Source organism: Oleiphilus sp. HI0061 (assembly GCF_001635675.1).
Genome location: NZ_LWFE01000965.1, coordinates 1 through 568, shown reverse-complemented (window position 1 = coordinate 568; position 568 = coordinate 1). Strand labels below are relative to the sequence as shown.

Sequence of the window (568 nt, the reverse complement as noted above, 5' to 3'; positions counted from 1 at the left end):
AGTTAGATAAGTCCTCGTTGGAGGGTCAGGGACAAAGCTTGCCTCGTTACGTTCAGAGAGAGTTCGAAGATTTTCTCCAATGTGGTCGGCTGGAATATGGCTTTTTGCGTGTGCGCTGNGAAGANTGTCATCACGAGCGTTTGGTCGCTTTCAGCTGCAAACGGNGTGGTTTCTGCCCCAGCTGCGGTGCCCGCCGGATGGTGGAGAGTGCCGCACTTTTGGTGGATGAAGTATTTCCCGCAGAGCCTATTCGCCAATGGGTGCTGAGTTTTCCTTTCCAGTTGCGCTTTTTGCTGGCCCGTTACCCGGAGCTGATGGGCAAGGTCTTGAGCATCGTTTACCGTATACTCTCAACCCATCTGATTAAGAAAGCGGGTTTTACCAAGGCTACGGCACAAAGTGGATCGGTAACGCTCATCCAACGCTTTGGCTCCGCGCTGAATCTGAATGTACACTACCACATGCTGTTTCTCGACGGGATTTACACCGAAGACGGCCATGGTAAACAGCGCTTCCATCGGGTCAAAGCGCCGACCCACGATGAGCTGAATACCCTCGTTCACACCCT

Annotated in this window: 1 protein-coding gene; it reads left to right on the top strand. The window is 52.9% G+C overall.

The window, feature by feature from the left end; all coding sequences use genetic code 11:
- Positions 1–568: transposase zinc-binding domain-containing protein (locus A3735_RS28875; protein WP_197485866.1), on the top strand; the 568-nt coding region annotated here is incomplete at both ends.